Origin of the sequence: Streptomyces sp. NBC_01384 (genome assembly GCF_045040035.1) — a bacterium.
Taxonomy (GTDB): Bacteria; Actinomycetota; Actinomycetes; order Streptomycetales; family Streptomycetaceae; genus Streptomyces.
Genome location: NZ_CP109559.1, coordinates 2,751,618 through 2,776,535, shown reverse-complemented (window position 1 = coordinate 2,776,535; position 24,918 = coordinate 2,751,618). Strand labels below are relative to the sequence as shown.

Sequence of the window (24,918 nt, the reverse complement as noted above, 5' to 3'; positions counted from 1 at the left end):
GACGGTCATGAGTCAGTCGAGGAGGCGTTCGCCCGCGAACAGGGCGACGAGCACGGCGAGCAGGGCCAGGGACGCGCCGGCGCACCCGGCCACGTACGACCAGGAGAAGAGCCGGTACGAGCCGGGCCGCGCGGTGAGCGTGATCACCGCGGCGAGCGCCGGGGCCAGGGCCGCGAGGCGTACCGGGCCGCCGTTCAGGCCCGCTGTGACCCTCAACCACGCCGGATGGAGGAACGCCACGAAGGTCAGCAGCGAGGTGGCCCACAGCATCGAGGCGAGCGGGATGAGCAGCACCGTCGCACCGTACTCACCCGTCATGGCGACCGAACTGCCGCCGAGCGCCACGGCCGCGGTGGCGAGGCCCAGGAACGCCCCGGCGAGCACCGCCCAGGCGAGCAGCGACAGCGCGTATGTCGCCGTGACGTAGCCGAGGAAGATCGTGCGGGGGCGCAGTGACGTGGCGAGCAGCCCCTCCGCCATGCCGCCCGAGACGTCCGGGCCGAGGATCGAGCGGCTCACCGTCAGGCTCATCAACGAGGCGGCCACGGCCAGGAGTTCGGGCGCCGTGAGTAGCGCCGTCGCCATCGCCGCGTCGGTGAGGCTCGGATGCGCCGAGGTGATGCGTACGGGGCCGGAGGCGGGCGGCATCAGGTCGCCGTGCAGGGCGCCGGGGATCAGCCGGGGCGCGACGAGCAGGAGCACCACGATCGCGGCGGCGACCGCCGCGGGTAGGGCGAGCGCCTGGCGACCCTGCTGCACCCAGGCCCGCCGCAGCAGGGCGCGGGCCAGCCGTCGGTACGTCATCGCGCGTCCTCCAGGAACTCCCGCAGCACCGCGTCCGCGTCGACGGGCACGCGGTCCACACCGAGTACCGGCACACCGAGCGCGACGGCCCGCGCGATCAGGTCGCCGATGGTCTCTGCGGGTGGTACGTCGATGCGTACGCGTCCGTCGTCCAGCGCCGTCGCCGGGGCGACGGCCTCCAGGGCGGCGGGCCAACTCCCCTTGCAGCGAAGGACATAAGTGTCGCGCTCGGTGTCGCCCACCAGGTCGTTGCGGACGGTGAGCGTGCCGTCCTTGAGGACGAGCACGTCCGTGGCGACGCTCAGCGCCTCGGGCAGGTTGTGCGTCGAGTACAGGACCGTGCGGGTGCGCGCCCAGGAGCGGATCAGGTCGCGCACGAGGGCGGACGTCACCGGGTCGAGCCCGGTCAACGGCTCGTCCAGGAGCAGCACTTGGGGCGCACCGAGCAGGGCGCGGGCGAGGTCGACGCGCTGCAGCTGCCCCCGGCTGAGCCGTTCCGTGCGACGCTCCCACAGCGGGCCCAGCGTGAACGTCTCGCGTACCTCGTGAAGCCGGTCCGCCCGTAGGGCGGGATCGGCATGGCGTAACGCCGCCCAGAACTCCAGGTTGTGACGTACCGTCAAGTCCGGTGAGAGTGCCGCTCGGTGGCCGAGGTAGGCGACCGCGTCCTTCTGTCCGGGGTGGTTCGCGACATCCGCGCCGCCGACCAGGACGCGGCCCGCGAGCGGCGAGAGGATGCCCGCCATGACCCGCATCAGGGTCGTCTTGCCTGCGCCGTTGCGGCCCAGGAGGGCGTGCACGCCGGTCGTCAGCGTGGCGTCGACGGGGCCGAGCGTCTCGGTGCCCCGGTATCCGGCGCGAACGCCCTCGAGGACGAGCGGAGCGGGCATCTGGCCTGCCTCCCTGTACTAGCTGTTATATGAAACATAGAACAGCTGCCTCGGTCGGTCCACCGGATTCGCGTAAAGGTCCCCTTTGCCGAGGGGGCGGGCCGCCTCCTGGGTGATTGGCCCTGTCTCACCCCGTGTTCTATGTTTCCTAGAACACTTGGCAGTTGACACAGCGGCCCGGATCCGGCCGCGGGGCACGGGGGAACAGGAGGCAGCCATGCTCATCGCGCTCGCGCTCAGCAGCGACGTACCGATCTACCAGCAGATTCGCGACCGCGTCGTCGAGGGCATCGCCTCCGGAGCGCTGCCCGTCGGCACCTCGCTGCCCTCCACCCGGGGCCTTGCCGCCGACTGCGGCATCAACTTCCACACGGTCAACAAGGCCTACGACCTGCTGCGCCAGGAAGGCCTCATCCAGCTCACCCGCAAGCACGGGGCCGTCGTCGTCCGCGACCACGACACCGGGCCCCCGCCACCGGGATTCGTCGACGACTGGAAGGCGCGCGCCCGTACCCTCCTCGCCGAAGCCGTCACACAAGGTCTCGACGCCGACGCCATCCAGGAGCTGTGCGCCGAACTCCTCACCAGAGGAAGGGAATCCGCCACATGACCGCGCTCCTCCTCCAGGCGGCGGCCCTGCTGCTGTTCACCGCCATGACATGGGCGATGCCGTCGCTCGCGCAGGCCACCCTGCCCTTCGGCGTCCGCGTCCCACGAGAGCGCACCGGCGAACCTGCCGTCACCGCAGCCGTACGCCCCTACCGCCGCCGGGTCATGACCGCAGGAGCCGCCGTCACCGCCTCCGCCACCGCCGTCCTTCTGCTCGCCGGGCGCACCACCGTCGCGTACGCGATCACGCCCCCGTGCGCGGCGGTGCTCCTCGCCGGGCTCGACTGGGCCGCGTACTACCGCGCCCACCGTGCGGTCGCCGCCGCGAAGGCCGAGGGCGGCTGGTACGACGACGTGCGGCAGGGCGTCGCCGTCGACACCTCTATCCGTACCGACCCCGAGCGCTTTCCCTGGCTGTGGGCGCTGCCCTCACTCCTGGTCACCGCCACGACCGCGATCGCCGGAGCGCTGCGCTATCCGTCGCTGCCCGCGACGCTCACCACCCACTGGAACGCGGCGGGCCACGCCGACGGGCACGCCCGCACCACCGTCGCTGTCGCCTTCACACCCGTGTTCCTGCAGATCGCGTCGAGCGCGCTGATCGTCGGCACGGCCGTGTTCGCACTGCGCAGCCGGCAGTCGCTCGACGCCGAACGGCCGCGCACCTCCGCCGCACAGCACCGGGCGTTCGTACGCTGGACGACGCGCGGCCTGCTCGCGCTGGCCGCCTGCGTGGACCTGTCGCTCCTCGGCACGGCCCTGATGACGTGGGAGATGTCCGGGAACAGGGCGGTGGGAGCGGTGGTGATCGGCCTCCCGCTCCTGGCGGGTGTCGCGTTCGTCTTCGCCGTGGCCGTCCGTACGGGCGCGCAGGGCAGCCGCCTGCCCGTCGGCGTCGGCGAGGCGGGCGGGGCCCGGGTCGTCAACCGCGACGACGACCGCTACTGGAAGGGCGGCCTCATCTACGTGAACCGGGACGACAGCTCGGTGTTCGTGCCCAAGCGGTTCGGCATCGGCTGGACCGTCAACTTCGGCCGTCCCGCAGGCATTCTCGCCCTTCTGGCCCTCACCGCCGTGCCGGTGGCTCTGGCGGTGGGGCTCACCCACTGAGAGCAGAGCAGGGGGCCGGACGGCGCGCCCGAACCTTCGGGCGCGCCGTCCGGCCCCGTGCACCCCGGGGTCAGCCCCGGCGTACCTCCTCCAGTCGTACGGGCCGGTGCTCGTGCAGGGAGAGGGTGCAGGCCTCGGCGATCCAGCCGGCCTCGAGGGCGTCGGAGACCGTGCACGGGGAGGTGGCGCGGCCCGCGACGACCTCCGTGAAGGCGGTGAGTTCGGCGCGGTAGGCGGGGGCGAAGCGGTCCATGAAGAACTCGTGCGGCGTGCCCGCCGGGAAGGTCGCGCCCGGCTCGACGGAACGCAGCGGCAGCTTGTCCTCCAGGCCCACGGCGATGCTGTCCCGCATGCCGTGCAGCTCCAGGCGGACGTCGTAACCGCGGGCGTTGTGGCGGGAGTTGGAGACCAGGGCGATGGTGCCGTCGTCGAGGGTGAGGATCGCCGACGCGGTGTCGACGTCACCCGCCTCGGCGATGTACTCGGCACCCCGGTTGCCACCGACCGCGTACACCTCGACCACCTCACGGCCCGTCACCCAGCGCACGATGTCGAAGTCGTGCACGCTGCAGTCGCGGAAGATGCCGCCGGAGACCGCCACGTACGCGGCGGGCGGCGGCGCCGGGTCCAGCGTGGTGGACCGTACGGTGTGCAGCTTGCCGAGTTCGCCGCTCACCACGGCCTTACGGGCGGCCACACAGCCCGCGTCGAAGCGCCGGTTGTAGCCGATCTGCACCTCGATGCCGCTGTCCTGGACCGCGCGCAGCACGTCGAGGCTCTCCTCGACGGTGCGTGCCACCGGCTTCTCGCAGAACACCGGGATGCCCGCCTTGACGGCGGCGAGGATGAGCGCGGGGTGCGCGTCGGTGGCGGCCGCGACGACGATGCCGTCGACCCCGGCGGCGAGCACCGCCTCGGGGGAGTCCACCGCCGTCGCCCCGAAACCCTCCACCGCCGCCGCGGTGGCCGCCGCCACCGGGTCGCTGACCACCAGGGTGTCCACCGCGTCGAGCCCGGCGAGGGTCGCCGCGTGGAAGGCGCCGATCCGGCCCAGCCCCAAGATGCCGATACGCATGAGAGTTGCTCCTTAAAGCCCAGTCGGGGGAGTCGTGGGAAAACCAGCCGGGTGCGTCAGTCGAGTCCGCCGAAGACGATCTGGTCCCAGTCGACGACCGAGCCCGTGACCACCCCACTGCGGTCGGAGAGCAGGAAGACGACGAAGTCGGCGATCTCGTCGACCTGGCCCAGCTTGCCCATCGGCCGGGTCTTCGCCGCCTTCTCGCGCCAGTCGTCGCCCGCCCCGTGGAACGTGCGCTGAATCTCCTCCTCGCCCTCGGTGTCCGTCCAGCCGATGTTGAGGCCGTTGATCCGGACCCGGTCCCAGCGGTGCGCGTGGGCGGCGATGGGGGTCCCCCCCGCGCGAGCGAAGCCGAGCGTGGGGGAGGGGTCAGGCCCATGAGTCCGGCCTTGGCGGCGACGTACGGGGCGAGGAAGGGCTGCCCGCCGTGCGCGGAGGAGGTGATGATGTTGACGACGGTGCCCGGCGCCCCGCGGTCCACCAGGTGCTGGACGGCGGCCTGCATCGCGAAGAACGGCGCCCGCAGGTTGATCGCGATGTGCGCGTCGAACAGTTCCGGCGTGGTGTCGAGCAGTGTGCCGCGTGTCGTCAGCCCGGCCGCGTTGACCAGGCAGTCGATCCGCCCGAGAGCGGCCACGGCCTGCTCGACGCTGCCGCGTGCCTGCGCCGGATCAGCCAGATCGGCCCGTACGAAGGTGGCGCCGGTCTCCGCGGCGAACTTCTCACCGACCTCGGCACGGCGCCCGGTGAAGGCGACCGTCGCGCCCTCGCGCAGCGTCGCCCGTACGATGCCCGCGCCGACGCCCTGACTGCCGCCGTTGACGAGGACGACTTTGTCCTTGAGTAGTTGGTTCATGAGTGTGATGCCCGTCCTTTTCAGCTCCGGCGGCGCCGCGCAGCCGCTGGCTGTCGTACACGAGGACGTTCTGTACGACCCCGTCGGCCGTCGGGTAGTCACCTGCGTTGCGTCGGTCCGGCGCGGTTACATTTCTGCCAGTCTCATGACACCGGGACCATCATTCAATCCGCAGAGAACCATCAAAAACCCCTCATTCATCCGCTCGATCACGGGACGCGGCAAGGGACCACATGGGACATCCGTATACGATCCGCGAGATCGCCCGGCAGGCCGGCCTGAGCGAGGCCACGGTCGACCGGGTCCTCAACCACCGCGGTGGCGTGCGCGAGAGCACCGCGCGGGAAGTGCAGCAGGCCATCAAGGACCTGGACCGGCAGCGCGCCCAGGTCCGGATCGGCGGCCGTACCTTCATGATCGACATCGTGATGCAGACACCGGAGCGGTTCTCCTCCGCGGTGCGGGACGCTCTGGAGGCCGAACTGCCGTCCCTGCACCCGGCGGTGGTGCGCTCACGGTTCCACTTCCGCGAGACGGACCCCGCGGCGGAACTGGTGAAGGACCTGGACAAGATCGCCGCGCGCGGTTCGCAGGGAGTGATCCTCAAGGCCCCGGAGGTACCCGAGGTCACCGCCGCGGTCGGCCGGCTGGTGGCGGCCGGCATCCCGGTGGTCACGCTGGTGACGGACCTGCCCAGCAGCCCGCGCCTGGCGTACGTCGGCATCGACAACCGGGCCGCCGGAGCCACCGCCGCCTACCTGATACGGCAGTGGCTCGGTGACCGCCCCGGCCATGTGCTCATCACCATCAGCCGGGGCTCCTTCCGCAACGAGGAGGAGCGCGAGATGGGTTTCCGCAGCGAGATGCGTGCCGGTGGGCCCGCGCGCAGGCTGGTCGAGGTGACCGACAGCGACGGACTCGACTCCACCCAGCGGGCCCTGGTCCTGGCGGCCCTGGAGCGGAATCCGGAGATCAACGCCGTCTACTCCATCGGCGGCGGCAACACCGCGACCATCGACGCCTTCACGGCGCTCGGCCGGGAGGTGCAGGCCTTCGTCGCGCACGACCTGGACCACGACAACACCCGGCTGCTGGCGGAGGGGCGGCTGTCCGCGGTGCTCCACCACGACCTGCGCCAGGACATGCGGCGCGCCTGCCAGACCATCATGCGGGCCCACCAGGCCCTGCCGGACGAGGGCCCGTCCCTCCCGTCGGCGATCCAGGTGGTGACGCCGTACAACATGCCACCGGGGTGAGGGCAGGGGCCCGCCGTCGGCGGGGACGTGGCTACCGGGCCGGGCCCAACGGCTGTCCCGCGGGTCCGCTCTCCCGCCCGGGCGCCGCGACCCCGACGTCCGCGCCCGCCCAGGACAGCGCCGCCCAGCCCTCCTCGGGGGACCCCTCCAGGATCACCGTGGTCGTGTTGTCCAGCGGGTGGGCGGTGGCGAAGGGCACGTCGACGTTGCGCGCCCGGGCGGCCGTCCACACCCGGATCGCGGCGCCGTGGCTGACCATGGCGACGGTGCCGGCACCGGTCGCCGCGGCCTCCGCGACCACCGTGTCGAACCGGCCCAGCGCCTCCGCGCCGCTCTCCCCGCCCGGCATCCGCAGCGCGGTCTCCCCGGCCGCCCAGGCGAACGCCGTGGTGAGGTACACCTCGGCCGCTTCGGTGTCGCCGCGCTGCATCTCCAGGTCCCCGGCCTCCAGTTCGCGGATGCCCTCCCTTACGACCACCTCCAGCCCGCGGGCGGCCGCCAGCGGGGCGGCGGTGAGCTGGGTGCGGATCAGCGTGGAGGCGTACAGCACGTCTATTTCCTCGTCCGCGAGCGTCTGGGGCAGCGCGGCGGCCTGCTTCTCGCCGAGGGCGGTGAGACCCGGTCCGGGGACGGCGGTGTCCAGGAGGAACGCCACGTTGGACGGGGTCTGGCCATGGCGGACGAGGATCAGGCGCATACGGTCACCTTCTCAGACGGCGGTACGCCCACGGGGACCCAGGTCGCTTCAGCCGCCGACCGTGAACCAGGTCGCCCGGGACTTCTTCCACTCCGGGTGGGTGAGGTCCTTGGCCTCCGTGCCGTCGCCGTACAGGTCGGCCGAGCCGTCGTCGGTGATCAGCTGGGCGCGGGCGCCGGGGGTGGTGAGGTCCGGGACGTCGACGACGGCTTCCCAGCCGCCCGGGTCCGAGGTGGGCAGGTCGAGCCGCTTGACCGGGGCGTGGGCCGGGTCGCCGTCCCAGGAGTAGAGGGCGTACGGGTCGCTGTTTTCGTCGGCGGCCCAGGAACCCGCGACGATCAGGTACTGGTTCGCGGCGTTCTTGCGGAGGTCGCGGACGGAGAGGCCGCCGAGGTCCAGCTCGATGGGGGTGCCGAAGGCGGCGGAGGCGCCGCTGCCGACGACCTTGTCGATGTTCGTGACGGGCACGAGGAGTGCCTTGCCGCCCGCCACCGCCGGAGCGAGGGGCGCGCGGAAGCCGACGTACGCGGTCGTCGTCGACCCCGGAGCGAACTCCAGACCCTCCACATTGAAGCCGTCGATCTGCTTGGGGACCTGGCCGTCCGCGGTGCCCGCCGCGAAACCGTAGCGGTCGCCGTGCGCCTCGTCCCAGGCGACGAGGTCGTCACGGAGCTTCCCGTACGAGCCGCCGTACGACAGGGCGGTCGCCGCGCCGGAACCGGTGACCTTGGTGGTGAAGACCGTGTTGCGGGCGGACTTGTACGCGCCGTCCTTGTTGTTGCCCAGCGAGCCCGTCCAGTAGATCGTGTCGCCGACGCGGGCGCCGCCCTCGATGTCGATCTCCTTCGAGACGCCGATGTTCGAGCTGAAGTCCCAGGTCTTCACGGGCGCGCCGGAGGCCGAACGGTCGTACAGGCGCAGGGTGTTGGACTCGTCGTCCGCCACCACCACGTACCCGCCGCCGACGTCGACGGCGGCGGAGGCGTCGCTGGAACCCGTGAAGTACCTGCTGTCCGTGGCCTGTTGGACGGCGGCGGACGCGGCGTAGTGCAGCGTCTTGGTGGCACTCTGCCCGTCCACGCCGGTGACCTTCACCGTCAGGTCGGTGTAGCCCCGGCCGCGCGCGGCGACGGCGACCTGGCGGGTGGCGCCGGTTCCGGAGACCGTGACGTCGGAGGCGGTGGCCACGGAGGTCTTGCTGCTCTTGGTCACCGTGACGGCGAGCGCCCCGGCGTCGGCACCGCTCTGCCCGACCGTCACCTTCACGACCGGATCCCCGCTCGCCCCACCGCGCCGGACAGATAGGCCGCCGACAGCGACAGCGTCGGCGTCCCGTAACTCGCCGCCCGCGCCTGGCTTCCCAGCCCCATGACGGCGAGCGCGAGCACTCCGCCGGTGACGGCAACTGCCTTGCGGGCGTTCAAGGAAACGTAGTCCTGCACGGGGACCCTCTCGTCGGCGTGATGTCGACGAGAAGGCTCGGCCGAGCCCACCAACTGCGGACGGCCCGCACGCGTCCACGGGGTGAACAAGTGCGGGCGCTGTTCACGGAGTTGGGTTCGTCCCGAGCGACCGCTCCGTGACGCCTGCCAAGTGGGTCATGAAGACCTCGCGTGCGTCCGGTGTCAGTGTGCGCAGGGCGACCAGGGCCGTGATGACGACGTCGCAGAGCTCGGACCGGACGTCGTCCCACGTGTGGCTCGTGCCCTTGCGCGGGTTCTGGCCGGTCGCGCCGATGACCGCCTGGGCGACCTCGCCGACCTCCTCCGACAGCTTGAGGATGCGCAGGAGGAGGCCCTCCTGGCCGTCGTGCGCCCGGTTGGCGTCCAGCCAGGTGTGCAGGCGGTCGATGGATTCCCAGACGTCGTCATCAGCCATGGGACCAGCTTCCCCGCGGGCCGCGTGCCCGACGCCTCCCGGTCGAACCGGCTACTCGTCGAACAGCGTCTCCTGCTCGCCCTCGGCCGCCCGCCGCACCCTCTTGTTCCGTGCCCCCACCACGGCCAGCGTGACCGCCGCCGTGACGCCGAGCGCCGCGGGGACCATCCAGCCGCGGTTGACGGCGTGGCCGAGCGCGTGGTCCAGCGAGAGGCGGCCGGGCCCCGCCACCGCGAGGCCCGCCGCCGTCAGGGCCAGCGACGCCGCGTACTCGTAGCCGCCGTTCATCGCGAAGAACCCGTTGGGCAGATGCACCGCGGCCGCGCCCACCATCGCCCCGGCCGCCGCCGCGCCCGCCGCCGGGGTCGCGAGGCCCAGCGCCAGCAGGGTGCCGCCGCCGGCCTCGGCCAGCCCCGCCGCCGTCGCGCTCGCCTTCCCGGGCGTGTAGCCCATGGCCTCCATGGCCGCGCCGGTCCCTTCCAGCCCGCCCCCGCCGAACCAGCCGAACAGTTTCTGCGTTCCGTGCGCGGCCAGCACTCCGCCCGTGCCCAGACGGAGCAGCAGCAGTCCCAGATCGCTTCGGTGGTAACAGGTCACGGTGGCTCCCAGCGCAGACGGACAGCGGCAACGGTCAATGGTCGATGGTCAACGGCCCCTCCCGTGTGTCCACCGTCGCACCGATCACGCGTGCCCAACGTGTTCGGGGTGCCGTTCGGGTGGCAGGTGCCCGGGACCGGTGTGAGTCTGGCTCCCATGACGATTCAGGTAGCGAAACTCAGCGACCCGGCGGTCCGGGCCTTCGTCACCGCGGTGAACGCCCATGACCGGGACGCCTTTCAGGCCGTCCTCGCGCCCGGTGCGACCATGTCCGACGACGGTTCCGACCGCGACCTCGCCGACTGGACCGAGCGGGAGATCTTCTCCTCCCGCGGCCACATGGACGTCGACAACGAGTCGAAGGGCGGCCGCTCCCTCATCGCCCGCTACAGCAACGACACCTGGGGCGAGATGAAGACGAAGTGGAGCTTCACCGTCGACGGCGGCGGCAAGATCTCCCGCTTCGAGACCGGCCAGGCGTAACCGCCGGACAACCGCCGCACGAACGGCCGACGGCGGCCGGGGGATTCCCCGGCCGCCGTACGAACCGCCGTCGCCGCTACCGCTGGACGAAGTGCTGAGCCGAGGCGCTGCGCAGACCACCGCCCTGCTCGGTCAGCGTGATCTGTCCGGCCTTGATGGTCGCGAGGCGCGGTGCCCGGCGGGCGATCGACGAGTCGTGGGTGACCATGACGAAGGTCAGCCCGTACTCGTGCCAGAGCCCTTCGAGCAGGCCCATGATGTCGTCGCGGGTTCCCTCGTCGAGGTTGCCGGTCGGCTCGTCGGCGAGCAGTACCTTCGGCTTCTTGACCAGGGCGCGGGCGATGGCGACCCGCTGCTGCTGACCGCCCGACAGCTCGGACGGCGCATGGGTCAGCCGCTCGCCGAGACCGACCGAGCGCAGCGCCTCGGCGGCCCGCTCGCGCCGCTCCGCGGGCTTCACCCCGAGCGGTACGAGCGCGGTCTCGACGTTCTCCTGCGCGGTCAGCGTCGGGATGAGGTTGAACGACTGGAAGATGATGCCGATCTTCTCGGCGCGCAGCCGGGTCAGCTTGGCCTCGCTGATGGAGGCGAGGTCGACGCCGTCCAGCTCGACGCTGCCGTCGGAGGGGCGGTCCAGGCCGCCGATCATCTGGAGCAGGGTGGACTTGCCGCCGCCCGTGGGGCCCTGGATGACGAGCTGGTCGCCGTCCTCGATGGTGAGGTCGATGCCACGCAGCGCCTCCACCGTCTCCTTGCCCCGCGTGTAGCGCTTGGTGACGCCGGTGAGCTTGTACATGAGGTTCTCCGAGGATGAAGAAGATGCAGAAGATGCAGAGGATGCAGAAGAGGAAGGGGGCGGGGCGCGAAGGGATCGCCCGAAGGGACTAGGAGACGCTGCGCAGCGCGTCCGCCGGGCGCATCCGGGAGGCGCGCCAGCCGCCCATCGCACCGGCGATCAGGCCGCCCGCGATGGCCAGGCCCGCGGCGAGCGCGATGGTGGTCACCGAGACCGGCGCGGAGAGCGCGATCTCCATGGTGTTCTTGACCGCCTGCTGGCCGGGGCCGCCACCGCCGGGGCCGCCGCCCATGCCGCCACCGCCACCGGTGCTGCCGAGCTCCGCGGTCAGCTTCGGGCTGATCGCCGTCACCGCGTACGCCGCGCCGAGGCCGATGGCGATGCCGAGCGCGCCGCCGATCAGACCGTTCACGATGGACTCGCCGACGACCTGCCGGGTGACCTTGCGGGAGGGCCATCCGAGCGCCTTGAGGGTGCCGAACTCACGCACCCGGCGGGACACCGCGGAGGAGGTCAGCAGCGCCGCCACCAGGAACGCGGCCACGAGCACCGCGATGGACAGCCACTTGCCGACGCTGGTCGCCAGGTTCGAGGCGGTCGACAGCGAGCCGGAGACGGTGGAGGCGAGGTCGGCGGAGGTGGTGACCGTCGTACCCGAGATGTTCTTCTGGATGGTCGTCTTGACCGTGTTGATCTGCTTGGAGTCGGTCGCCTTGACGTAGATCGTGGTGACCTTGTTCTTCGAGTCGCCCAGCGTCTGTGCCTGCTTCAGCGGCAGGTAGACGTCGACCGTCGACTCACTGAGGTCTTCTCGGCAACGTGACGGTTGCGGTACGTGACTGTGCGCGGGGCGGTTCGATGTCGCACGGGGTGACCTGGCGTCAGACATGAGCGAAGCCCCTGGTAGGAACGGGTCTGCGAAGATCAAGTTCCGTACAGCCAGAGGCTTCACACGTTGACCAGTATCACCTACACCGCTGTGCTCGATGTCGGCAGGGAGACCGCCGAGACCCTGGCCCGGCTCCTGCGCGAGCACCGCGAACGGCTCGGCACCCGCAAGGGCACCCGCGCCCTGGGCGTCTTCAAGCAGGGGGTTCTCGTCCTGCGGTGGTTCGTCGACGGGGCCCGGCTGGCCCAACTCGCCCGCGACAACGGGGTATCCGTCCCCACCGCCTACCGTTATCTCCACGAGGGACTGACCGTGCTCGCCGACCACGCCCCGGACCTGTCCACCGCGCTGGAGCAGGCGGCCGCCGCCGGCTACACCCACCTCAACCTGGACGGCACCGTCATTCGCACCGACCGCGTCGCCGCACCCGGCCCCAACAAGGCCGACTTGTGGTGGTCGGGAAAACACAAGCACCACGGCGGGAACGTGCAGGTCATATCCGCCCCCGACGGCTGGCCGCTCTGGGTCTCCCCGGTCCGGCCCGGCCGCGAGCACGACACGACCTGCGCCCGCACGCACGGCCTGATCGCCGCACTGGACCGGCTCGCCGCCGCCCTCGACATCCCCACCCTGACCGACCTCGGCTACGAGAACGCCGGAGACGGCTTCCGCCACCCGGTCAAGAAGCCCCAAGGCCGCGAACTCACTCTCGACCAGAAGACGTTCAACAAGGCGATCCGCGGCATCCACGGCGTGGCCGAACGTGCGAATGCCCTGCTCAAGGTCACCTTCAAGGCCCTGCGCCGGGTCAGCCTCGACCCCGGCAGCATCACCCGGATCGCCCGCGCGGCCCTCGTCCTGCTCCAGATGGAACACGGCCGCACCACGTGAACGAAGATCACAAACGGTCACGAGACGTTACCGAGAAGAGTTCACTGCTGTCCGGCGTCGCGATACCGATGATCGTGTACTTGGTGCCGGAGATCTTGAGGGTCTTGCCGACCGTGTACTTGTTCTCCTTGGCGTACGACTTGCTGAGCACCGCGACCTTCGCATCGGTCTGCGCCGAGGTGAAGGTCTTGCCCGTGGTGATCTTCGAGGTGGCCAGCGGGCCGAGGTCCTGGTTGGTGACGTCGACGCCCGAGACGGAGTACGAGTTCACGTCGAAGGAGGCGCCGCCGCCCTGCACCTGGGGCGCGGCCGTGCTGCCGCCGCCCTGGCCGCCGCCGGGGCCGCCCTGCTGGGAGGAACTGCCGGACCCCGAGGACCCCGAGGAGGTCGAGGACTTCGCCGTGCCCTGCGTGAAGGAGCCGTCGACCTTGGTGACGTTCAGGCTCAGCGCGCCCACCGCGCTCGCCACGCCCTTCTGCGCGGCGACCTTGGTGACGAGCGAGGACGCCAGGGACTGCCCGCCCTGCGTCATCACGCGGTCCGAGCTCTGCTTGGTGGAGCTGTTCGACTTGGCGTTGAAGTCGAACTTCGGTCTGCCGGAGGAGTTGCTCGAAGGTGCCGCCTGGGCCTTCGTCACCGTCATGTCGGTGCCGAGGCCGTACAGCGACTTCAGGACCTTGTCCTGAGCCTGCTGCATGCCGGCCGACACCGAGTTGACGGTGATGACCAGCGCGATACCGAGCGCCAGACCCATGGCGATCACCAGGGCCGCCTTCTTGCGCCGGCTCAGCTCACGCTTGAGATAGATGCCAAACATCCTGTTCCCCAAAGGTTCTTGGCGCCCGCTGTGGGCGCGGCCACAAGCTATGGAGAAACCTTTGAGCGGAGCTGAGTAAGAGATGTGTGAGACCTGAGAAAGTGGGGTCCGGAATCAATATTCCGTAAGACAGCTGATTCCTAAGGTCCGGAGGGGCTATTGCCAGGAAACCCCTGTTGGGTGGGGTGCTGAGGGCAGGGTACGGTCGGGCGCACGGGCGATGCCGTACCTTTGCCGCGCCTTTGGGAGCGCGGTGTCCTTTCTTTGGGACCCCGCCGTACGGCTTCTTCGAGACCCCGCCGTACGGCGTCGCGAACTCCTTTTGTACGGTCCCGGGATGCGCGATTCTTCTCCCGTCCCCCCGCGTTCCGCTCGGTTGTCCCGTCGTGCCGCCCTCGGCCTCGCCGCGGCCGTCCCGCTGGCCGCCGCCTCCCCGGCGTCCGCCGCCACCGCCAGAGCCACCGCCACTACTACCGTGATCGGCGGTGAGCGGCTCGCCGGCACCGGCGTCCAGGTGCGCGGCGCCTTGGGGCTGCCCAAGCGGCTCACCGCCCGCTCCTGGCTCGTCGCCGACAACGAGAGCGGCGAGGTGCTCGCCTCGTACCACGCGCACACGCACCTGGCGCCCGCCTCCACGCTGAAGATGCTCTTCGCGGACACCGTGCTGAAGAACTTCGGGCGGACCGAGCGGCACAAGGTGACCGACGCCGACCTCGCCGACATACCCGCGGGCTCCAGCCTGGTCGGCGTCAAGCCCGGGATCACCTATACCGTCGAGCAGCTGTGGCTCGGCGTCTTCCTGCGCTCCGGCAACGACGCGGTGCATGTGCTCAGCCACATGAACGGCGGCCTCGCCAAGACGGTCGCGCAGATGCAGGCCAAGGCCGAGGACCTGCAGGCCCTGGACACGCACGTGGTCAGCCCCGACGGCTTCGACCACAAGGGGCAGATCTCGTCCGCGTACGACCTGACGCTCTTCGCCCGGCACGGCCTCGCCGACGCCGACTTCCGCGCCTACTGCGCCACCAGGACCGCGAACTTCCCGGCCGGCGGCAAGAAGACCTTCCAGATCCAGAACACCGACCGCCTGCTGACGGGTGCGTGGGGCGTGCCGGCGTACGACGGACTCATCGGCGTCAAGAACGGCTACACCAGCAACGCGGGCAACACCTTCACCGGCGCCGCGACCCGCGGCGGCCGGACCCTCCTCGTCACCGTGATGCACCCCAAGAGCGGTGGCGGCAGCGTCTACGAGGAGACGGCCGCGCTGCTCGACTGGGGATTCAAGGAAGGCGGGCGGGCGCAGTCCGTGGGCACCCTGGTCGATCCGCTCAGCGAGGGCGGTGCCACCGCGACACCCAGCCGGAAGGCGGCGAAGGCCGCCGCCGGGGCGCCCGCGGCGGCCGCGAGCGGCGGTTCGTCGTCGTGGGGGCTGGTCGGCGGGGCCGGGGGAGCGGTCGCGCTGCTCGCGGGCGGGGCGTACGCGTGGCGCAGGCGGCGGCGCGTGGAGAGGGACGAGTCCCCGGAGGCCGACCACCGGGGCTGACCAGGACCGCCCGGAGTGGCCGTTGGGGCCCGTTGGGTGCTGTTATCGGGGCAGCCGTTCCGTGGCCCTGGGCTCACCTCGCGGTCCCGCGCGAGGTCCGCCCCCACCCGGGCCGCGGAACGGCTGCCACCTTCCCCCCTCGGTGTGGACCGTGGTCGTACCGAAGTCCCCCACTCCAAGTGTGAAGCTATGGTGGAGGAGCAACGAGCATAAGCCCGCCACCGGCCCGAACGGTACGGAGGTTCAGCTTCCGTTTGTGTAGGTTGAGCCGTTGATGAGTCGTTGACGAGCTGTCCTCAGCCGCCTCAGCCGCCTCAGCCGCGTCCCACGTACGGCATCGTCGTCGCCAGTACCGTCGCGAACTGCACATTCGCCTCCAACGGCAGCTCCGCCATGTGCCGTACCGTGCGCGCCACGTCCGCCACATCCATCACCGGCTCGACCGCCAACTCCCCGTTCGCCTGCGCCGTTCCCGTCCGCATGCGCTCGGTCATGTCGGTCGCCGCATTGCCGATGTCGATCTGACCGCAGGCGATCCGGTACGGGCGCCCGTCCAGGGACAGCGACTTGGTCAGCCCCGTCAGTGCGTGCTTGGTCGCCGTGTACGCGACCGACTGCGGGCGGGGCGTGTGCGCCGAGACCGAGCCGTTGTTGATGATCCGGCCGCCATGGGGGTCCTGCTCCTTCATCTGCCGGTACGCGGCCTGGGCGCACAGGAACGCGCCGTTGAGGTTGGTGTTCACGACGTGCAGCCACGCCTCGTACGGCAGCTCCTCCAGCGGGACGCCGCGCGGTCCGGACGTACCCGCGTTGTTGAAGAGCAGGTCCAGCCGCCCGAACCGCTCTCGCACGGCGGCGAACAGGGCGGCCACGCCGTCGGGACGGGAGACATCGGTGCGTACGACGACCGAGGGTCCCTCGGGCACGAGCGCCGCCGTCTCCTCCAGCGCCTCGGTCCTGCGTCCGGCCAGCGCCACCGACCAGCCGGTGCGCAGCAGTTCGACGGCGGCGGCGCGGCCGATGCCGGAGCCCGCTCCGGTCACCACCGCGATCTTCGTCTGCGCGGCAGTCATGGCGTCCGAGTCGTTGATGGCATTCATGGGACCGCAGCGTACGGACGCTGTTGGCGCATCCGCCGCGGCCGGGGGGTCGGCCGCGGGAATGTGACACTCGCCGCGCAAGTGTCACATTCGTCCGTACGGGAGGGGCCGCCGTACCAAGCCGGATCAGTTGGTCTCTCCGGGGTAGCGGACGCCGATCTGGTCCCGGATCGCGTCGAGCGTCCGCATCACGGCGAGGCTGCCGTCGAGGGGGACGAGCCGCGACTCCTTCTCACCGGCCCGCAGCGCGCGCATCACCTCGGCGGCCTCGTGCCTGAAGCTGGTGCGGGGGCCGTGCGCCGGGTCGGCCGTGAACTCCTCGGGGTCGCGGCCGTCGCGGTGCAGTACGAGCCGGTCCGGGAAGAAGAAGCCGCCCGGGATGTCGATCCGGCCCTCGGAGCCGGTGACGGAGGCGGAGACGGGGGTGCCGCCATTGACGGAGCAGTGCACCGAAGCGAGAGCACCGCTCTCCCAGGTGAGCAGTGCTCCCGTCTGGAGATCGACGCCCTCGTCCGAGAGCACCGCTCTCGCCGTGATGCCCGAGGGCTCCCCGAGCAGCAACTGCGCGAACGACACCGGGTAGACACCGAGGTCGAGAAGGGCGCCGCCGCCCTGCGCGGGGTCGCGCAGCCGGTGCGACGGCGGGAAGGGGCCATTGATCCCGAAGTCGGCCTGAATCGTGCGGACTTCACCGATCACACCGTCGTCGACGAGCCCCTTGAGCCGACGGACCAGTGGATTGCAGTACATCCACATGGCCTCCATCAGGAACCGGTCGTGCTCCTTCGCCAGCGCGACGAGCTCCTCCGCCTCGCGCACGTTCAGCGTGAACGCCTTCTCGCACAGCACATGGCGCCCTGCCTCCAGACACATCCCGGCAGCGGCCCGGTGCGCCGAGTGCGGAGTGGCGACGTACACGACGTCGACGTCCTCGTCCGCCGCGAGCGACGCCCAGTTCCCGTACGCCCGGGGTATCCCGAACCGCTCCGCGAACGCCTTCGCCGAGGCGTCCGTCCGCGAGGCCACGGCCACCACCTCGGCGTCCGGCATGTCCACCAGATCCGCCGTGAAGGCCGCGGCGATCCCGCCGGTCGCCAGAATCCCCCACCGCACCCGCTCGCCCGCGCCCGTCATCCCCGGCCCCGCCCCTCGCTCTGTGACCCCGAACACCCCGTTCGAACTGAGAGCATAGGTGGCGGATCACTCGGAGAGGGAGGGGCTCATGCCTGAGCGCGGGCGCACCAGGCGGGATCAGGAAGGCCCGGACGGGCACATACCGAACGCGGCGGTCGCCGACGTTTCGGCGGCGGTCGCCGAACCGGAGTCCGCTGCCCTGTCGAAAGCGGCTACCGCGGCGCCAGCCCCCGGCGCCCTCCGCCGTACCGGACTCCTCGTCACCCTGATCCTCGGCGGGCTCACCGCCACGCCCCCGCTGTCCATGGACATGTACCTCCCGGCGCTGCCGGAGGTCACGCGCTCCCTGCACGCGCCCGCCGCGACCGTCCAGCTCACGCTGACCGCGTGCCTCGCGGGCATGGCGTTCGGCCAGCTCGTCGTCGGACCGATGAGCGACAAGTGGGGCCGCAGGCGTCCGCTCCTGGTCGGCCTCGTCGTCTACGTCCTCGCCACCGTCCTGTGCGCCGTCGCCCCCGACGTCGAGCTCCTCGTCGTCTTCCGCCTCGCGCAGGGCCTCGCGGGCGCGGCGGGCATCGTGATCGCCCGGGCCGTGGTCCGGGACCTGTACGACGGCATGGCGATGGCCCGTTTCTTCTCCACCCTCATGCTGATCTCCGGCGTCGCCCCGGTCGTCGCGCCCCTCATCGGGGGCCAGATCCTGCGCGCCACCGACTGGCGGGGCGTGTTCGTCCTCCTCACCGTGGTCGGCATCGCGCTCACCGTGCTCGTCCGGACGAAGCTCCCCGAGACCCTCAAGCCCGCGCAGCGCCACGGCGGCGGGGTCGGCGCGGCGCTGCGCGCCATGCGCGAACTGCTCGCGGACCGGGCCTTCCTCGGCTACACCCTGGCGGGCGGGTTCGCCTTCGCGGCGCTGTTCGCGTACATCTCCGCCTCTCCGTACGTCGTCCAGGAGATCTACGGCGCCTCCCCGCAGACCTTCAGCCTGCTCTTCGGCGTCAACTCCGTCGGCCTGGTGCTCGTCGGCCAGATCAACGGCAAGATCCTGGTCGGCCGGGTCAGCCTCGACAAGGTCCTCGCCGTCGGCCTCGCGCTCATCGCCCTCGCCGCGACCGCGCTGCTCCTCCTCTCCACCGGCGTCTTCGGCAAGGCAGGGCTCGTCCCGGTGGCCGCCGCCCTCTTCGTCCTCATGTCCGCCATGGGCCTCGCCCTGCCCAACACCCAGGCGCTCGCCCTGATGCGGGTGCGGCACGCGGCGGGCTCCGCGTCCGCGCTGCTCGGCACCTCCTCCTTCCTCATCGGCGCGATCGCCTCACCGCTCGTCGGCATCGCCGGGGAGCACACCGCCGTCCCGATGGCCATCGTCCAACTGGCCGCGGTACTGGTGGCCATCGCCTGCTTCGTGGGACTGTGCCGTCCCTGGCAGTCGGGCCACACAGTGGACGGAAGGGCGGCGGACAGCTGAGCGCACCGAGACTGCGTGTCGACACACCGGAACGGGCCGGACTCGACCCGACGGAACTGCGCCACCTCGTACGGGACGTCCGCACGCTCACCCGTGGGCAGCGCCCCTGGACGGCGGGCGTCGTCCTGGTCGCCGGACGGGGCCCGGTCATCGCCGTCGAGGAGGCGGCGGGCTGGGCGGTGCGCTACGCCTCGTACGACGAGAAGACCGACACCGGGGTCGAACTGCCGTCCGGGGCGCGGCTGCCGATGACCGTGCGCACCCCCTTCGACCTGGCCTCCCTCACCAAGCTGTTCACAGCGGTCGCCGCGGTGCAGCAGCTGGAGCGGGGCACGTTGGGCATGGACGCGCGGGTGGGGGCGTATCTGCCGGAGTTCCGCGCGGCCTCGGCCCACGACATCACCGTACGACAGCTGCTCACGCACACCTCGGGGCTGCGGCCCGAACTCCCGCTGTACGACTGTCCGGACGACGCGGCCCGCCGCGCGCTCCTCCGCGCCGAGCCCCCCTCGTCCGAACCGGGCGAGTACCTGTACTCGGACCTGAACCCACTCCTCCTCCAGTACGTCCTGGAACGCGTCACCGGCCGCACGCTGGACGTCCTCATCCGCGACGGGATCACCCGGCCGCTCGGGATGACGGCCACCTGCTTCGGGCCGTGCCCGGAGGCGGCGGCGACCGAGGACCAGCGGCGGCCGTGGGCCAAGGCGGACCGGGGGATGCTGCGGGGGGTCGTCCACGACGAGAACGCGTGGGCGCTCGGCGGGGTGGCCGGGCACGCGGGCCTCTTCTCCACGGCCCACGACCTCGCCGTCTTCTGCCGCACCCTCCTCGCGGGCGGCTCCTATGGCACCGCCCGCATCCTCGGCCCCGACTTCGTCGAGCTGATGCTCACCCCGCCGGGCCTTGGCTTCGCCGTCGACCAGCCCTGGTTCATGGGCGCCCTCGCCGGGCACGGGGCCGCGGGGCATACGGGCTTCACGGGTACGTCGCTGGTACTGGACCGCGCGACGGACACGTTCCTGGTACTGCTGGCGAACACGGTCCATCCGCGACGGAGGGTGGGTGACAGCGGGCCGAGAGCGGAGGCGGGCACAAGGCTGGCACGGGCGGTACGGGGCGCTTGAGCTCGGGGGTTCGTCGGCTGGGGGGCGGCAGGGCGGAGGCAGGGCGGAGGCAGGGCGGAGGGGCGGCGGGGGCGAGAACCCCGCGTCGCCAACCGTAGAATCACCGAGTGAACGTCTCCGTTTCCCCCGCCGAGACCCTGCGGACCGCCCTCGCCGGGCTCCTCGACGGCCTCCCGCCGAAGGCAGCCACTCAGGCCGTCGACCGGCTGATCGCGAACTACCGGGGAACCACCCCGACCCACGCTCCCATCCTCCGCGACCGCTCCGACGTGGTCGCGTACGCCGCGTACCGGATGCCGGCGACGTTCGAGGCGGTGCGCGCGGCGCTGGAGGCGTTCGCGGATGCCGTGCCCGGATGGGGGCCGGGGAGTCATGTGGATGTCGGCGGTGGCACCGGCGCGGCGACCTGGGCGGTGAACGCGACCTGGGAGGGCGCCCGCCCCGTCACCGTGCTCGACTGGGCCGAGCCCGCGCTCGCACTGGGCCGGGAGATCGCCGCGGCCAACCCGGAGCTGAAGTCCGCGCAGTGGCACCGCTCTCGTATCGGAGCGGCGCTCACCATCGAGAGCACTGATCTCGTCACGATCTCCTACGTCCTCGGCGAGCTCACCGACGCCGACCGCGCCTCCGTCGTGACCGCCGCGGCGGCCGCCGCCCAGGCCGTCGTGATCATCGAGCCCGGCACGCCCGACGGCTACGCGCGCGTCATCGAGGCGCGGGATCGCCTGATCGGCGCCGGCTTCCACGTCGCCGCCCCCTGCCCGCACAGCGCGGCCTGCCCGATCGTCCCCGGCGAGGACTGGTGCCACTTCTCCGCCCGGGTCGCGCGTTCCTCCCTGCACCGGCAGGTCAAGGGCGGCTCCCTGCCCTACGAGGACGAGAAGTTCAGCTACGTCGCCGCCACCCGCTTCCCCGCGACCCCGGCTCCCTCCCGCGTCGTACGCAAGCCGCAGATCCGCAAGGGCCAGGTGCTCCTGGACCTGTGCGGACCCGACGAGTCCCTGCACCGCGAGACGGTGACCAAACGTCACGGCCCGCTGTACAAGGCGGCCCGCGACGCGGACTGGGGCGACGAGTGGCCGCCCCGGTCCGGCTGAGCCGTTCCGCGACCTCCGGCACACGCGGACAGGGCGGCGGGGGCGAAACCACCGGACCCGCGCCCTCTCCACTGCCGTAGGCGCGCGGCGAGAAGTACCGTCTTGCTGCCCTGTTGAATTCACCCCATGGTCCCGAACCCCAACCAGTCCTCCGAATCCGCCAGGCCCCCCGCCAAACCCACCCCCGACTCCACCCGCCGCAGCGAGAAGTCCCGTCGCGCGATCTTCGACGCCGCCCTCGCCCTCGTCGGTGAGGTCGGCTACCCCAAGACCACGATCGAGGGCATCGCCGCCCGCGCGGGAGTCGGCAAGCAGACGATCTACCGGTGGTGGTCCTCGAAGGCCGCGGTGCTCCTGGACGCCTTCATGGACCTCGGTGAGCAGGCCGCCCGGCAGGCGGGCCGGGCGCCGTATGAGATTCCGGACACCGGCGACCTCGCGACCGACCTCAAGCAGGTTCTGCGTGTCACCGTCGACGAACTCCTGAACCCCAGGTTCGAGATCCCCTCGCGCGCCCTGGCCGCCGAGGGCGTCGTCAACGAACCGCTCGGCGCCGAGTTCGTGGCGGGGCTCCTCGAACCCCAGCTCCAGCTGTATGTGACGCGGCTGCGGTCCGCCCAGGACAAGGGCGACCTGCGGCCCGACATCGACCCCCGTATCGCCCTGGAACTCTTCGTCTCCCCGCTCGCCCAGCGCTGGCTCCAGCGCACCGGCCCGATCTCGTACGCCTACACGGACACACTGGTCGACTACGCGCTGTACGGGCTTGCCCCACGGGGATGAAACACATCAAAACACTCACCCCAGCCACTCCGGACGGGGGCTCTGTCCACCCGGGGCGCGGGATGGTGGGACCATAGGGGTTGTTGAACACGGTTGAAGGCGGTTGAAGGCAGTTGCAGGCGACGGACACAACCGCCTGACACAACTGTCTGACGCAACCGCCTGACACGACCACCTCACACAACCGCTGTCGGCACAACTGCTAGGCGAGGGGATAGATGAGCACAGAGTTCGGCCGCCGCTCCGGCGCGCAGGGCAAGATCTCCCAGTGGCTGCGCGGTCGCCGGCAGAAGGGGACCGTGGAAACCGCCGACGGCGGGCGTGAGGCCCTGCTGCTCGCCGCTGCCGCCGCGGGGCTGCCGCTCGCGCAGGCCGCGTACCCCTACGGCTACCGCTGTTCCTGTGACCGTATCGGCTGTCCCACCCCCGCGCGCCACCCCGTCTCCTTCGCCTGGCAGACCCAGTCCACGACCGACCGCGCCCAGATCGAGCGGTGGGTCCGGCACCAGCCGCAGGCCAACTTCATCACCGCGACCGGCATGGTGCACGACGTCCTCGACGTGCCGATCGACGCGGGCCGCGAGGCGCTGGAGCGGCTGCTCGCCTCCGGGGTCGAGGTCGGGCCCGTCGCCGAGAGCGGCGACGGACGCATGTTCTTCTTCACGCTCACGCGCGGCACGCCCGAGGACGAGGACGAGTGGTGGCCCTGCGAGCTGGACTCGCACCCCGAGACGACGGACGAGCACCCCGGTCTGCGCTGGCACTGCCGCGGTTCGTACGTCCTCGTGCCGCCGGCCCAGCTCCCCGGTGACCTGACGGTCGACTGGGTGCGGGGCCCGGAACACCCGCTCCCCGACCCCCTGAGCCTCCTGGAGGCCCTGACGGACGCCTGCGCCCGTTACGCGGGCGAGGACGAGTCCGGCCAACTGGCGTCCTGGCCCCACCGGGGCTAGCGCCTGCCGTTCGGATCACGCCCGGTTACTCGCCCTTCGCTCCCGTCAGTCCCTCGATCCGGCCCAGTACCGCCACCCGCTGGTCCGCCGTACCCTTCCCGGGGTCCAGGGCCGCCTGGTTGGAGACGAACTCCAGGGTCAGGGACTGCTTGATGTCACCGGTGGTCAGGGCCTTGACGTCCGCGCTGGGGGCCGGGATCACGGTGCCCGGCGCGGCGGTCTGCTTCTCGTAGCGCCGCGTGGTGAAGAACACCAACGCACCGCCGTTCGTGGTGCGCAGGCCCACCGGGGCGTAGTCGCCCGAGGTCAGCGGCTCGTCGATGTACTGCCGGGCGAGCCCCGGCTTGCTCGCGCTCTGCGTGCGCTGGGTCCGCCACTGCGAGGTGTGCAGGCCCGGGGCGAAGGTTTCGCCGCCGCTCTGCAGATACGTCGTGTACGACAGGCTCAGCTTGCGCGGCTCGACCGCGAGGGCCGCGTCGTCCGCCGTGACGGGCTGCGCCCAGCCGTCCTTGTCCTGCTGGAACTTCGGTACGTCGGCCGCGGCGAGGACGGTCAGATACGAGGCCTGCCAGACGTCGTTCGCGCTGCCCCGGGTGAAGACGAGCAGCCAACGGTAGCCCGCCACGCCCTTGTTGGCCGCGGTGTCGGCGACGAACCAGCGCGGCCAGCCCGCCTTCTCGGGTATGGCGAACTTGGCGTCGGTCAGCGTCAGCGGCGAATACGCCGGATTGCCGCCCGGGTTGTTCTTCTGCCCGGCCGTCAGCTTCGCGCCGTCGATGTCACCGAGGGCACCGGCGACCCGGTCCGCGTCCAGCGAGCGGTCGTTGGCCTTGTCCGCCTTGTTGTACGCGGTGGTGAAGTCCTTGAGGGCGCGGGCGGCCTCGGTCCGTGTCGCCGTCGGTACGACCTCCCGCTCCCCGTGCACCACCACACAGCCGCTCGCCGTCAAGGACAGAACGGTCACCGCACCCGTTGCCAGGGCGAATCGGTTCAGACCGTTGAGTCCGCGGCCGTAAAGTCCACGACTGCGAGGCCTACGAAGCCTCCGAAGCCTCCGAGGGCTGTGATCCGTGCGATCCCTGCTCATCAGGTGCCTTCACCTTCCCCTTCCCGGAGGCGAACCCTACCGGGGCGAGGAAGATCGCGAGTGTCGGGACCAAGTACAGCGCCCACACCGTGACCTGAAGGACGGTCGGATCGGGCTGGAAGTTGAGCACGCCCTTTCTGGCGGATGCCGTGGCCCTTCATACCGGGGAGGCAGGGTCTCCGACGGTGCGGCGATTGGCTTGGTCAACGAGAAGGCCTGGCGGCGCACGGTGGACGCGACCTCGCGGCGCGGGTGATGTTTGAATGCGCGAGTGACTGATTTCGACGTACTGCGTGTCTTCTGCGGGCCCGGTGGCGGACACGGCAACGAGCTCGGTGTGGTGCGCGAGGGTTCGGTGATGCCCGATCCCGAGGAGCGGCAGGCGTTCGCCGCGAAGCTCGGGTTCAGCGAGACCGTGTTCGTCGACGACCCCGAGCGCGGGGTCGTCGACATCTACACGCCGACGCTGCGGCTGCCGTTCGCCGGGCATCCGTGTGTCGGAGTGGGGTGGCTGCTCGACGTACCCGAACTCGTCACGCCCGCCGGGGTGGTGGGGGTGCGGCTGGACGGGGAGTTCAGCTGGATCGAGGCGCGGGCGGAGTGGGCGCCGGCACGTACCCTGCGGCAGTACGGGTCCGCCGCCGAGGTCGACGCGCTGGCCGTGCCGGCGCCGGGGGAGTGGGTGTACGCCTGGGCCTGGGAGGACGAGCCGGCCGGGCGCGTGCGGGCCCGCGGCTTCCCCGGGCGGGACGACGGCATCGCGGAGGACGAGGCCACGGGGGCGGCGGCGCTGCTGCTCACCGACCGGCTGGGGCGCGCCCTGAACATCGTCCAGGGCGCCGGCTCCCAGATCCTCACGGCACCACAGCCGGGCGGGTGGGTCGAGGTGGGGGGCCGGGTGCGGCTGCTACGGGCCTGAACACCGGGACTTCGCCCCGCCGGACCACGAAATGGCCCGCCCTGCGGAAAGGGCGG

Annotated in this window: 22 protein-coding genes and 5 pseudogenes; 12 read left to right on the top strand and 15 right to left on the bottom strand. The window is 71.3% G+C overall.

The genetic code is table 11. The features are described from left to right. Positions 1-12: 12 nt before the first annotated feature. Both OG747_RS12535 and OG747_RS12530 read right to left on the bottom strand, forming a co-directional pair. Entirely contained in the window at positions 13-804 is a 792-nt protein-coding gene (locus tag OG747_RS12535; protein WP_405879397.1) for a hypothetical protein, read from the bottom strand. After that, the gene (locus tag OG747_RS12530; RefSeq protein ID WP_405879396.1) at positions 801-1,694 is read right to left on the bottom strand and encodes an ABC transporter ATP-binding protein; all 894 of its coding nucleotides are present in this window, start codon (positions 1,692-1,694) and stop codon (positions 801-803) included. Before OG747_RS12530 ends, OG747_RS12535 begins: the two co-directional genes overlap by 4 nt. A gap of 217 nt (positions 1,695-1,911) precedes the next feature. On the opposite strand from OG747_RS12530, the gene OG747_RS12525 reads away from it, so the two are divergent. Together OG747_RS12525 and OG747_RS12520 are read left to right on the top strand one after the other, a co-directional pair. Further along, the gene (locus OG747_RS12525; protein ID WP_405879395.1) at positions 1,912-2,304 is read left to right on the top strand and encodes a GntR family transcriptional regulator; all 393 of its coding nucleotides are present in this window, start codon (positions 1,912-1,914) and stop codon (positions 2,302-2,304) included. Then, complete coding sequence (locus OG747_RS12520; RefSeq protein ID WP_405879394.1) at positions 2,301-3,413, top strand: DUF1648 domain-containing protein; 1,113 nt, start codon at positions 2,301-2,303, stop codon at positions 3,411-3,413. Before OG747_RS12525 ends, OG747_RS12520 begins: the two co-directional genes overlap by 4 nt. 70 nt (positions 3,414-3,483) lie before the next feature. On the opposite strand, the gene OG747_RS12515 is transcribed toward OG747_RS12520, so the two are convergent. Together OG747_RS12515 and OG747_RS12510 are read right to left on the bottom strand one after the other, a co-directional pair. Continuing rightward, complete coding sequence (locus OG747_RS12515) at positions 3,484-4,488, bottom strand: Gfo/Idh/MocA family oxidoreductase (RefSeq protein ID WP_405879393.1); 1,005 nt, start codon at positions 4,486-4,488, stop codon at positions 3,484-3,486. A 56-nt stretch (positions 4,489-4,544) separates the two neighbouring features. Next, positions 4,545-5,347: pseudogene (locus tag OG747_RS12510) on the bottom strand (SDR family oxidoreductase). A 233-nt stretch (positions 5,348-5,580) separates the two neighbouring features. Between OG747_RS12510 and OG747_RS12505 the strand changes: the two are divergent. Continuing rightward, entirely contained in the window at positions 5,581-6,603 is a 1,023-nt protein-coding gene (locus tag OG747_RS12505; RefSeq protein WP_405879392.1) for a LacI family DNA-binding transcriptional regulator, read from the top strand. Positions 6,604-6,634: 31 nt separating this feature from the next. On the opposite strand, the gene OG747_RS12500 is transcribed toward OG747_RS12505, so the two are convergent. From OG747_RS12500 to OG747_RS12485, 4 genes and pseudogenes are all read right to left on the bottom strand, one after another. Then, a complete protein-coding gene (locus OG747_RS12500) occupies positions 6,635-7,300 on the bottom strand; it encodes a histidine phosphatase family protein (RefSeq protein ID WP_405879391.1) in 666 nt (221 codons plus the stop codon). 48 nt (positions 7,301-7,348) lie between these two features. Beyond that, positions 7,349-8,670, bottom strand: a pseudogene (locus tag OG747_RS12495) (hypothetical protein). A 175-nt stretch (positions 8,671-8,845) separates the two neighbouring features. Next, positions 8,846-9,178, bottom strand: a complete 333-nt coding sequence (locus tag OG747_RS12490) for a MazG-like family protein (RefSeq protein ID WP_405879390.1) — start codon at positions 9,176-9,178, stop codon at positions 8,846-8,848. Positions 9,179-9,229: 51 nt separating this feature from the next. Then, complete coding sequence (locus OG747_RS12485; protein WP_405879389.1) at positions 9,230-9,775, bottom strand: DoxX family protein; 546 nt, start codon at positions 9,773-9,775, stop codon at positions 9,230-9,232. Between the two features lie 156 nt (positions 9,776-9,931). On the opposite strand from OG747_RS12485, the gene OG747_RS12480 reads away from it, so the two are divergent. After that, complete coding sequence (locus tag OG747_RS12480) at positions 9,932-10,258, top strand: nuclear transport factor 2 family protein (RefSeq protein WP_405879388.1); 327 nt, start codon at positions 9,932-9,934, stop codon at positions 10,256-10,258. 76 nt (positions 10,259-10,334) lie between these two features. On the opposite strand, the gene OG747_RS12475 is transcribed toward OG747_RS12480, so the two are convergent. Beyond that, positions 10,335-11,054, bottom strand: a complete 720-nt coding sequence (locus OG747_RS12475) for an ABC transporter ATP-binding protein (RefSeq protein WP_405879387.1) — start codon at positions 11,052-11,054, stop codon at positions 10,335-10,337. Between the two features lie 88 nt (positions 11,055-11,142). Next, positions 11,143-11,862: pseudogene (locus OG747_RS12470) on the bottom strand (FtsX-like permease family protein); the annotation flags it as partial. 171 nt (positions 11,863-12,033) lie between these two features. Between OG747_RS12470 and OG747_RS12465 the strand changes: the two are divergent. Continuing rightward, a complete protein-coding gene (locus OG747_RS12465; protein ID WP_405885520.1) occupies positions 12,034-12,834 on the top strand; it encodes a transposase family protein in 801 nt (266 codons plus the stop codon). Between the two features lie 40 nt (positions 12,835-12,874). Here the strand turns inward: OG747_RS12465 and OG747_RS12460 are convergent. Further along, positions 12,875-13,651 (bottom strand): annotated as a pseudogene (locus OG747_RS12460) (ABC transporter permease); the annotation flags it as partial. Positions 13,652-13,988: 337 nt separating this feature from the next. On the opposite strand from OG747_RS12460, the gene OG747_RS12455 reads away from it, so the two are divergent. Next, positions 13,989-15,197, top strand: a complete 1,209-nt coding sequence (locus tag OG747_RS12455) for a D-alanyl-D-alanine carboxypeptidase family protein (RefSeq protein ID WP_405879386.1) — start codon at positions 13,989-13,991, stop codon at positions 15,195-15,197. Between the two features lie 314 nt (positions 15,198-15,511). On the opposite strand, the gene OG747_RS12450 is transcribed toward OG747_RS12455, so the two are convergent. Continuing rightward, entirely contained in the window at positions 15,512-16,297 is a 786-nt protein-coding gene (locus OG747_RS12450) for an SDR family oxidoreductase (protein ID WP_405879385.1), read from the bottom strand. 126 nt (positions 16,298-16,423) lie between these two features. Beyond that, the gene (locus OG747_RS12445) at positions 16,424-17,431 is read right to left on the bottom strand and encodes a Gfo/Idh/MocA family protein (protein ID WP_405879384.1); all 1,008 of its coding nucleotides are present in this window, start codon (positions 17,429-17,431) and stop codon (positions 16,424-16,426) included. Between the two features lie 88 nt (positions 17,432-17,519). Between OG747_RS12445 and OG747_RS12440 the strand changes: the two genes are divergently transcribed. From OG747_RS12440 to OG747_RS12420, 5 genes are all read left to right on the top strand, one after another. After that, the gene (locus OG747_RS12440) at positions 17,520-18,896 is read left to right on the top strand and encodes a multidrug effflux MFS transporter (protein ID WP_405879383.1); all 1,377 of its coding nucleotides are present in this window, start codon (positions 17,520-17,522) and stop codon (positions 18,894-18,896) included. After that, on the top strand, positions 18,851-20,023 hold the full coding sequence (locus OG747_RS12435) for a serine hydrolase domain-containing protein (RefSeq protein ID WP_405885519.1): 1,173 nt from the start codon (positions 18,851-18,853) through the stop codon (positions 20,021-20,023). The genes OG747_RS12440 and OG747_RS12435 overlap by 46 nt, the downstream gene beginning before the upstream one ends. Positions 20,024-20,130: 107 nt before the next feature. After that, complete coding sequence (locus OG747_RS12430; RefSeq protein WP_405879382.1) at positions 20,131-21,120, top strand: small ribosomal subunit Rsm22 family protein; 990 nt, start codon at positions 20,131-20,133, stop codon at positions 21,118-21,120. 126 nt (positions 21,121-21,246) lie between these two features. Next, complete coding sequence (locus OG747_RS12425; protein ID WP_405879381.1) at positions 21,247-21,903, top strand: TetR/AcrR family transcriptional regulator; 657 nt, start codon at positions 21,247-21,249, stop codon at positions 21,901-21,903. Positions 21,904-22,121: 218 nt separating this feature from the next. After that, positions 22,122-22,856 carry a bifunctional DNA primase/polymerase gene (locus OG747_RS12420; RefSeq protein WP_405879380.1) on the top strand — a complete coding sequence of 245 codons (735 nt, stop codon included), beginning with the start codon at positions 22,122-22,124 and terminating at the stop codon, positions 22,854-22,856. A 25-nt stretch (positions 22,857-22,881) separates the two neighbouring features. Here OG747_RS12420 and OG747_RS12415 read toward each other — a convergent pair whose 3' ends face one another. Next, complete coding sequence (locus tag OG747_RS12415; RefSeq protein WP_405879379.1) at positions 22,882-23,943, bottom strand: hypothetical protein; 1,062 nt, start codon at positions 23,941-23,943, stop codon at positions 22,882-22,884. Beyond that, positions 23,891-24,079: pseudogene (locus tag OG747_RS12410) on the bottom strand (iron transporter); the annotation flags it as partial. The pseudogene OG747_RS12410 and the gene OG747_RS12415, both read right to left, overlap by 53 nt. A 135-nt stretch (positions 24,080-24,214) precedes the next feature. On the opposite strand from OG747_RS12410, the gene OG747_RS12405 reads away from it, so the two are divergent. Then, on the top strand, positions 24,215-24,862 hold the full coding sequence (locus OG747_RS12405; RefSeq protein ID WP_405879378.1) for a PhzF family phenazine biosynthesis protein: 648 nt from the start codon (positions 24,215-24,217) through the stop codon (positions 24,860-24,862). Positions 24,863-24,918 lie beyond the last annotated feature (56 nt).

Excerpts from the sequence above, each read along its gene's own strand:
- OG747_RS12455 (WP_405879386.1), top strand. The coding sequence starts at position 13,989 with ATGCGCGATTCTTCTCCCGTCCCCCCGCGTTCCGCTCGGTTGTCCCGT.
- OG747_RS12420 (WP_405879380.1), top strand. The coding sequence starts at position 22,122 with ATGAGCACAGAGTTCGGCCGCCGCTCCGGCGCGCAGGGCAAGATCTCC.
- OG747_RS12535 (WP_405879397.1), bottom strand. The coding sequence starts at position 804 with ATGACGTACCGACGGCTGGCCCGCGCCCTGCTGCGGCGGGCCTGGGTG.
- OG747_RS12525 (WP_405879395.1), top strand. The coding sequence starts at position 1,912 with ATGCTCATCGCGCTCGCGCTCAGCAGCGACGTACCGATCTACCAGCAG.
- OG747_RS12445 (WP_405879384.1), bottom strand. The coding sequence starts at position 17,431 with ATGACGGGCGCGGGCGAGCGGGTGCGGTGGGGGATTCTGGCGACCGGC.
- OG747_RS12490 (WP_405879390.1), bottom strand. The coding sequence starts at position 9,178 with ATGGCTGATGACGACGTCTGGGAATCCATCGACCGCCTGCACACCTGG.
- OG747_RS12475 (WP_405879387.1), bottom strand. The coding sequence starts at position 11,054 with ATGTACAAGCTCACCGGCGTCACCAAGCGCTACACGCGGGGCAAGGAG.
- OG747_RS12520 (WP_405879394.1), top strand. The coding sequence starts at position 2,301 with ATGACCGCGCTCCTCCTCCAGGCGGCGGCCCTGCTGCTGTTCACCGCC.
- OG747_RS12425 (WP_405879381.1), top strand. The coding sequence starts at position 21,247 with ATGGTCCCGAACCCCAACCAGTCCTCCGAATCCGCCAGGCCCCCCGCC.
- OG747_RS12505 (WP_405879392.1), top strand. The coding sequence starts at position 5,581 with ATGGGACATCCGTATACGATCCGCGAGATCGCCCGGCAGGCCGGCCTG.
- OG747_RS12515 (WP_405879393.1), bottom strand. The coding sequence starts at position 4,488 with ATGCGTATCGGCATCTTGGGGCTGGGCCGGATCGGCGCCTTCCACGCG.
- OG747_RS12530 (WP_405879396.1), bottom strand. The coding sequence starts at position 1,694 with ATGCCCGCTCCGCTCGTCCTCGAGGGCGTTCGCGCCGGATACCGGGGC.
- OG747_RS12480 (WP_405879388.1), top strand. The coding sequence starts at position 9,932 with ATGACGATTCAGGTAGCGAAACTCAGCGACCCGGCGGTCCGGGCCTTC.
- OG747_RS12440 (WP_405879383.1), top strand. The coding sequence starts at position 17,520 with ATGCCTGAGCGCGGGCGCACCAGGCGGGATCAGGAAGGCCCGGACGGG.
- OG747_RS12450 (WP_405879385.1), bottom strand. The coding sequence starts at position 16,297 with ATGAATGCCATCAACGACTCGGACGCCATGACTGCCGCGCAGACGAAG.
- OG747_RS12500 (WP_405879391.1), bottom strand. The coding sequence starts at position 7,300 with ATGCGCCTGATCCTCGTCCGCCATGGCCAGACCCCGTCCAACGTGGCG.
- OG747_RS12415 (WP_405879379.1), bottom strand. The coding sequence starts at position 23,943 with ATGAGCAGGGATCGCACGGATCACAGCCCTCGGAGGCTTCGGAGGCTT.